Genomic DNA, 7904 nt, shown 5'->3' on the forward strand with positions numbered 1-7904 from the left:
AAGCAGCGGCGCAGGAACGCGTCGGGCAGTTCCTTTTCGTTGTTCGAGGTGATGACGACGATCGGGCGCTGCGCGGCGCGCACCGTCTCGCCGGTTTCGTAGACGTGAAACTCCATCCGATCGAGTTCCTGCAACAGGTCGTTGGGGAATTCGATATCGGCCTTGTCGATCTCGTCGATCAGCAGCACCGGCGGGGTGGGGCGGGTGAACGCTTCCCACAATTTGCCGCGACGGATGTAATTGGCGATGTCGTGCACGCGCGGGTCACCCAACTGCCCGTCGCGCAGGCGCGCGACCGCATCATATTCGTAGAGGCCCTGTTGCGCCTTGGTGGTGGATTTGACGTTCCACTCGATCAGCTCGGCGCCGACCGCGCGCGCGATCTCCTGCGCCAGCACGGTCTTCCCGGTGCCCGGCTCACCCTTGACCAGCAGCGGCCGGCGCAGCGCAACCGCGGCGTTGACCGCGACTTTCAAATCGTCGGTTGCGACATAATCCTGCGTGCCCTCGAAGCGCTGCATCGCCTAACCGGTCCCTCGTCGAAGATCGGGTATGGAATAGCGGCGGCAGTCGCGCGCACGCAAGGACCGAAGCGTTACATTGCGTGGCGCGCGGTGGCACGCGACTCCAGCAATTGCCACAGGCCACGATGCTGCGCGAGCATCTGCTGCGCCCCGAACGCCATCGCGCGCTCGACCGGCGCGGTCGCCTCGATCGCGCGAAGCAAGGCAATCGCCTGTGTCGCGGCACCGGCGAACGACTCGCCAAGCGGCAGCGCCATGCGTCGGGCACAGCAATCCAGCACGGTGCGGATCGCCGCCCAATCGAGCACGAACGCGAGCGCCGTACCGGTGGCGCAGCCCGCGCGGTCGGAGCGTGCCAGCATTTCGAGGGCGTTGCGCTGGCCGAGGATCGCTGCCTGCGATGCGGCCTGACCCGGTGTCGAGGGCAGGGGGCCGACCGCGGCGGTCAGGCGGACCAGCAGCGCGCGCTCTCCGCTGACTGCGGCGGCGGCCTGGGCGAGCCAGTCGCGCGCGAACGGATCGGTGCAGCCGTTGCTGGCATGGTCGACGATCCCGGGGAAGGCACCGTGGATGACGCACAGCGCATGGATCGCATCGGCGATGTCGCGCAGCGTCGCGGTGGGCTCTGCCAGCGCACGCGCATGCGGCGCGGCGGCGGTGCCGTCGCTTGCGACCATCGACAGGATGGTCGCGGCGCAGCCTTGCGGCCGCTTGTCGATGGCGATGGTCACGCTTTCCTCCGCTCGGTGACGCCTTCCGGGCCAGCAGCGGCACGGCGGTCGAGAGCCAGCGTTAGCGCGGGGATGTAAAGGGGCGGTTTACAGCGCGCGGGCGCAAGACGGTCGACTGCGATTGCTGACCCGGATCGATGATCGGCATCGGCGCGGAGAGCGGGATGAACCCCGCTCTCCGTCACCGCTTACTGATCGAGGAAGCTGCGCATTTTGCGGCTGCGTGACGGATGCTTCAGCTTGCGCAGCGCCTTGGCCTCGATCTGGCGGATACGTTCACGCGTGACCGAGAATTGCTGGCCGACCTCTTCCAGCGTGTGATCGGTGTTCATCCCGATCCCGAAGCGCATCCGCAGCACGCGTTCCTCACGCGGGGTAAGCGAGGCCAGGACGCGGGTGACCGTTTCCTTGAGGTTCGCCTGGATCGCGGCATCGACCGGGATCACCGCATTCTTGTCCTCGATGAAGTCGCCGAGATGCGAATCTTCCTCGTCGCCGATCGGCGTTTCGAGGCTGATCGGTTCCTTGGCGATCTTCATCACCTTGCGCACCTTCTCCAGCGGCATCGAGAGGCGCTCGGCCATCTCTTCCGGAGTCGGTTCGCGGCCCTGCTCGTGCAGGAACTGTCGGCTGGTGCGCACCAGCTTGTTGATCGTCTCGATCATATGCACCGGGATGCGGATCGTGCGCGCCTGATCCGCGATGGAGCGCGTGATCGCCTGACGGATCCACCACGTTGCATAGGTCGAGAACTTGTAACCGCGACGGTACTCGAACTTGTCGACCGCCTTCATCAGCCCGATGTTGCCCTCCTGGATCAAATCCAGGAATTGCAGACCGCGGTTGGTGTACTTCTTGGCGATCGAGATCACGAGCCGCAGGTTCGCCTCGACCATCTCCTTCTTGGCGATGCGCGCCTCGCGCTCCGCCTTCTGGACCATGTTGACGATGCGGCGGAATTCGCTGAGCGCCATGCCGGTCTGCTGCGAGATTTCGCTGATCTCGGTGCGGATGCGATCGACCGCCGCGGCCTCGTTGGTCGCGAACGCCGTCCACTTCTTGTCGAGCCCGGTCACGGAGGGAAGGAAGCCCTCGTCCAGCTCATGCCCCATGTAGCGTTCGAGGAAATCCTTGCGGTTGACCTTGTGGCGCTCGGCCAGCCGCAGCATCTGCCCGCCCAGCGTCGTCAGCCGGCGGTTGTAGCTGTAGAGTTGATCGACCAGATATTCGATCTTGGTCTGGTGGAACTGGACGCTCTCGACCTCGGCGGTCAGATCTTCGCGCAGCTTCTGGTACTTGCGCTCTTCACCGGCCGACAGCTCGATGCCATTGCTCATCGCGTCGAGCCGACTCTCCTGCATCTTGGAGAACTTGCGGTAGATCGCGGTGATGTTGGCGAACTTCTCGAGCGCCTGCGGCTTGAGCGTTTCCTCCATCTGCGCGAGGCTGAGGGTGTTGTCCTCTTCTTCCTCGTCGGACGGACGCGGCGCACGACGCTCGGTCATGTCGTCATCGTCGTCGGCGGGCGCTTCCTCGGGCTCGTCCTCTTCCTTGAACTGCGGGCCGGCGTTCGAGGCGCTGATCTCGCCTGTGTCGTCCTCGGCGCCCTCGACCTGCTCGGCCGACGGACCCTTGGAAAGCATCGCGTCGAGATCGACGATCTCGCGCAGCTGCATCGTGCCTTCGTTGAGCGCGGTCGACCAGTCGATGATCGCGTTGAAGGTGATCGGGCTTTCGCACAGCCCGAGGATCATCGTGTCGCGGCCGGCCTCGATGCGCTTGGCGATCGCGATCTCGCCCTCGCGCGACAGCAGCTCCACCGCCCCCATCTCGCGCAGGTACATCCGCACCGGATCGTCGGTACGGTCGATGGTTTCCTTTTTCTTCTCGACCGCCGGGGCGGAGCCGTCGGCCTCGCCGTCGACGGCTTCCTGCTCCTCGTCGTCGGCGCGCTCTTCGGTCTCGCCGTCCTCGCCCGCTTCCTCGTTCTCGACGATGTTGACGCCCATCTCGTTGAGCGCCGACATGACGTCCTCGAGCTGGTCGGAGGACATCTGATCCTGCGGGAGCGCTTCGTTGAGCTGGTCGTACGTGATGTAGCCGCGCTTCTTGGCGCGCGCGATCAGCTTCTTGATGTTCGCGTCGTTCAGGTCGATCAGCGGGGCATCGGCCACTTCCGCGCCTTCGTCAGCACCGCCACCGTTCATCTTCGCCATCAATCGTCCTCGCTCGCTACGATGCCGGGGCTTCTTCCGGCATCAGCGCATCCATAAAAATATCTTCCATCCGCTGCTTTGCCTGAAGCAGACGGACATATTCGTCGAACGCACTGCCGTCCCAATCGGCCGTGTAGCGCCGATGAGCGTCCTCCAACTCGGTTTCGAGAGCAGGTCCGACATCGAGCTTCTCGGCGACCAAGGCGAGGTCGCGTCGGGCTTGCTCAGGATCGGCTTTATGAGCGAGGAAGGAAAACGCAAGCGTGACCTCCTCCAGCTTCTTCAAAACAGGCTCCTGGCCATCCTGGCGTAAGATGGTCACCACCTGCGAGGTTTCAAGGGCGTCATGCCTCAGTGCTGCATCGAGCAGCGTCTCTCGCACCTGTCTCAACCTCATGGCGTTTATAGGTATGCGGTCAAGCGTCTCAGCCAACGGCCTAATCAAATCAGGATAGTTAATCAGTCCCTTGATGAGAGCGGGAACAATCGTGACCTCGTCAATGCCGAACTTAGCAATCGCGACGAGCCGTTCCGATATTACATGCCGCGGCGCACCGCGCTTTCCGAACGTTCGAAAAGCATCGGTCGGCTTTTCTGGATGAAATAAGTCCCACACCCGTGCATTGAAGGCGGCGAGGTATTCGGTGCGAACTTCTTGATCCTTGATCTCGTTCGCAAGGCTGCGAAGTTTCGCCCGCAAGTTGGCTCGTTGCTCGGGTGTGACGAGAGGGTGCGCAGCCTCCAATTCGCTCTTCCAAAGGCGCTCAACGAGAGGTTCAGCAGATGCTATGACGTCCTCGAACCCCTGCGCGCCCGTCGCGCGCATCAGGTCGTCGGGATCCTGCCCCTCAGGCAAGGTCGCGAAACCGAGGCTGCGGCCGGGCGCGAGCATCGGCAGCGCGCGGTGCGCGGCGCGGATCGCGGCCTTCTGCCCGGGCTTGTCGCCGTCGAAGCACAGCACCGGCACGTCGACCACCCGCCACAGCCGCTCGAGCTGCTGCTCGGTCAGCGCGGTGCCGAGCGGGGCGACGGTCTCGCCGATCCCGCCCTGTGCGAGCGCGATCGCGTCCATATAGCCTTCGACCACGAACAGCCGCGCCGTCTTGCGCGCCGCGGGCAGCGCGCGATCGAGATTGTAGAGCGTGCGGCCCTTGTCGAAGAGCGGGGTGTCGGGCGAGTTGAGATATTTGGGCTCGCCCTCGCCGATGATCCGCCCGCCGAACGCGATCACGCGCCCGCGCGGGTCGCGGATTGGAATCATCAGCCGGCCGCGGAACCGGTCATACGGCTCCTTGCCCTCGACCTGGATCAGCAGCCCGGCTTCGACGAGCATGTCGTCACCAAAGTCCTTCAGCGCGGTACGCAGCCGGCCGCGCGCGTCGGGGGCGTAGCCGAAGCCGAACGCCTTGCACGTCGCGTCCTTGATCCCGCGGCGGTCGAGCAAGGCGCGTGCCTCCGCGCCGTCGATCCCGCCGAGTTGCTGCGTGAACCAGTCGGCGGCGGCCTGCATGACGTCGTGGAGCGACTTCGCCTTCTCAGCGCGCTGCGCGGCGCGCGCGTCCGGGGCGGGCACCTCCATGCCCGCAGCGGCGGCGAGTTCCTTCACCGCATCCATGAACGGCAGACCCTGATGATCGGTCAGCCAGCGAATCGCGTCGCCATGCGCCGAACAGCCGAAGCAATGATAGAAGCCCTTGTCATCGTTGACGTAGAAGCTGGGCGTCTTCTCGTTGTGGAACGGGCAGCAGCCCTTCGACTCGCGGCCGGCGCGGGTAAGCTTCACCGTCTTGCCGACGAGCGCGGTCAGCGAGGTGCGGGCGCGAAGCTCATCAAGGAAGGCGGGGGTGAGGCTCATACGGGTAACTCCGCTGCCACGCCAACGCACGTTCGTCCTGAGCTTGTCGAAGGACGTGCTCCGGACGCTGTCGCCGGTTGCGAGAGCTTCGACCAGTCACCGGCGATCAAGGCTTCCTTCTTGGCGCGCGACCAGCCCTTGATGCGTCGTTCGCTCTCCAGCGCCTCAATGCGGCTCGGGAACTCCTGCGACCATACCAACGCTACCGGAAGACGCCTGGCGGTGTAGTCGCTGCCACGTCCCGCATTGTGCAAACCGATTCGCGTGGGCAGATCGTCGGTGTGGCCGGCATAGTAACTGCCGTCGCCGCACCGCAGGAGATATGCCCAAAACACCATCGGCTGCGCCTGCCACAATGTGGCCTTAAGGTCGATACGCTGCGTAGTGGGCACGTGCTTCGACAGGCTCAGCACGAGCGGGGAAGGGAGGGTTGCGCTCGTCACCCTCCCGCGATGGCTTCACGCCAGCGCCGCCTTCACCAGCCCGCTCGCCTTGCTCATGTCGAGCGTGGTGGCGTGGCGGGCCTTCAGTTCGGCCATCACGCGGCCCATGTCCTTCATGCCGCTCGCGCCCAGATCGGCCTTGATCGACTCGACCGCGGCCTTCGTCTCCTCCTCGCTCATCTGCGCGGGCAGGAAGCGCTCGATCACCGCGACCTCGGCGGCTTCGGCGGCGGCGAGTTCGGCGCGGCCGCCCTGTTCGTACATCGCGATCGATTCGCGACGCTGCTTCACCATCTTCTGCAGCACCTCGATGACCAGCGCATCGTCGTCCGTCGGTGCCGAACCGGTGCGCGCCTCGATATCGCGGTTCTTGATCGCGGCCTGAATCAAGCCGATAGCGCCGCGCGCTTCCTTGTCGCCGGCCTTCATCGCCGCGATCTGCGCTGCCTTGATGTCGTCGCGAATCATCTGATCGTCCTTAACAGATTGACGCATCGCCGATGCGTCTCTAGCGGGCGGGGCTTAGCGACATTGCCGACCCATTCAAGGAGTGCCCGCCCATCATGGCCGAGCCAGAGTTTCCGCACGCCCCCATGCCCGAAGGCGCCACCGGCGTCCTCGTTCTGGCCAATGGCGAGGTCGCGTGGGGGCGCGGCTTCGGTGCGGAGGGCGCGGCGGTGGGCGAGGTGTGCTTCCACACCGCGATGACCGGCTATCAGGAGATCATGACCGACCCGTCGTTCGCAGGGCAGATCATTACCTTCACCTTCCCGCACATCGGCAACGTCGGTGCGAACCCCGACGACGTCGAGGCGGACAACCCCCACGCGCTGGGGATGATCGTCCGCGAGGACCCGACCGCGCCCAGCAATTTCCGTGCGATGGAGAATCTTCACGGCTGGATGAAGCGGCACACGCGCATCGGGCTGGCGGGGATCGACACCCGTGCGCTGACGCGGCGCATCCGCTCGGGCGGCGCGCCCAACGGCGTGGTGGCGCATTCGCCGACCGGTGAGTTCGATCTCGACGCGCTGCTCAAGATGGCGCGCGGCTGGCCGGGGCTGGAGGGGATGGACCTCGCCAAGGACGTCACCCGTGAGACGCACGGGACGTGGGCGGGCGGCATCTGGAAGCTCGGCTTCGGGTTCGATGTTGGCGAAGGTGCCGCAGACGGGGCACAAAGCGCGTCGCGGCCGCATGTCGTTGCGATCGACTATGGCAGCAAGTTCAACATCTTCCGGAACATTGTTCAGGCGGGTGCTAAGGTATCGGTCGTACCGGCGAATGCGACGTTCGACGAGATCATGGCGCTGAACCCGGACGGCATCTTCCTGTCGAATGGCCCCGGCGATCCCGCGGCGACCGGCGCATATGCGGTGCCGGTGATCCGCCAGCTGCTCGACACCGGCAAGCCGCTGTTCGGCATCTGCCTGGGGCACCAGTTGTTGGCGCTGGCGGTCGGCGCGCGGACGACCAAGATGTTTCAGGGGCATCGCGGCGCGAACCATCCGGTCAAGCGCGTCGACGACGGTGCGGTCGAGATCACCAGCATGAACCACGGCTTCGCGGTCGAGCGCGACTCGCTGCCCGCTAATGCGCGGGAGACGCATGTGTCGCTGTTCGACGGCTCAAATGCGGGGCTGGAGCTGACCGACCGGCCGGCGTTCTCGGTGCAGTACCATCCCGAGGCGAGCCCGGGGCCGCAGGATAGTTTCTATTTGTTCGAGCGGTTTGTGGGGGCGTTGAAGTGACGTGGGAATATCTCACCGCGGAATATGACGCCAATTTCCTGACCCTTCGCAGCTTCGAGGGCGGCGACCATAAGCAATCGCTTCAGGGCGGCCTGACCTACCTCGGTTCGCAAGGCTGGGAGCTTGCCGCCGATCTCGATTACACCCAGCTGGGCACTACCGCCCGGCATGTGCTCATCTTCAAGCGCCCTAAGGGCTGAGCGGAACCCATGCCCAAACGCACCGACATCTCCTCCATCCTCGTCATCGGCGCGGGTCCGATCATCATCGGGCAGGCGTGCGAGTTCGATTATTCGGGCACGCAGGCGATCAAGGCGCTCAAGGAAGAGGGCTATCGCATCGTCCTGGTCAATTCGAACCCGGCGACGATCATGACCGATCCCG

The 7904-nt window shown here is 64.9% G+C and carries 8 protein-coding genes; 2 read left to right on the forward strand and 6 right to left on the reverse strand.

Features of this window, described 5'->3' with window-relative positions:
• From AADI75_RS15655 to AADI75_RS15680, 6 genes are all read right to left on the reverse strand, one after another.
• Positions 1–521 (reverse strand): MoxR family ATPase (locus tag AADI75_RS15655; protein WP_341209918.1); only part of this gene is annotated, 521 nt, incomplete at its 3' end.
• Between the two features lie 74 nt (positions 522–595).
• Positions 596–1255 carry a hypothetical protein gene (locus AADI75_RS15660; RefSeq protein WP_341209919.1) on the reverse strand — a complete coding sequence of 220 codons (660 nt, stop codon included), beginning with the start codon at positions 1253–1255 and terminating at the stop codon, positions 596–598.
• Positions 1256–1443: 188 nt separating this feature from the next.
• A complete protein-coding gene (gene rpoD, locus AADI75_RS15665) occupies positions 1444–3471 on the reverse strand; it encodes an RNA polymerase sigma factor RpoD (protein ID WP_341209920.1) in 2028 nt (675 codons plus the stop codon).
• Between the two features lie 16 nt (positions 3472–3487).
• Complete coding sequence (dnaG, locus tag AADI75_RS15670) at positions 3488–5326, reverse strand: DNA primase (RefSeq protein ID WP_341209921.1); 1839 nt, start codon at positions 5324–5326, stop codon at positions 3488–3490.
• Positions 5323–5769, reverse strand: coding sequence for a GIY-YIG nuclease family protein (locus AADI75_RS15675; protein WP_341209922.1), 447 nt, complete (start codon positions 5767–5769; stop codon positions 5323–5325). Before AADI75_RS15675 ends, dnaG begins: the two co-directional genes overlap by 4 nt.
• 15 nt (positions 5770–5784) lie before the next feature.
• Entirely contained in the window at positions 5785–6237 is a 453-nt protein-coding gene (locus AADI75_RS15680) for a GatB/YqeY domain-containing protein (RefSeq protein WP_341209923.1), read from the reverse strand.
• A gap of 95 nt (positions 6238–6332) precedes the next feature.
• Between AADI75_RS15680 and carA the strand changes: the two genes are divergently transcribed.
• On the forward strand, positions 6333–7520 hold the full coding sequence (gene carA / locus AADI75_RS15685; protein ID WP_341209924.1) for a glutamine-hydrolyzing carbamoyl-phosphate synthase small subunit: 1188 nt from the start codon (positions 6333–6335) through the stop codon (positions 7518–7520).
• A complete protein-coding gene (locus AADI75_RS15690; RefSeq protein WP_341209925.1) occupies positions 7517–7720 on the forward strand; it encodes a hypothetical protein in 204 nt (67 codons plus the stop codon). Before carA ends, AADI75_RS15690 begins: the two co-directional genes overlap by 4 nt.
• Positions 7721–7904: the final 184 nt, after the last annotated feature.

Origin of the sequence: uncultured Sphingomonas sp. (genome assembly GCF_964021865.1) — a bacterium.
In the GTDB taxonomy this organism is placed as follows: domain Bacteria; phylum Pseudomonadota; class Alphaproteobacteria; order Sphingomonadales; family Sphingomonadaceae; genus Sphingomonas.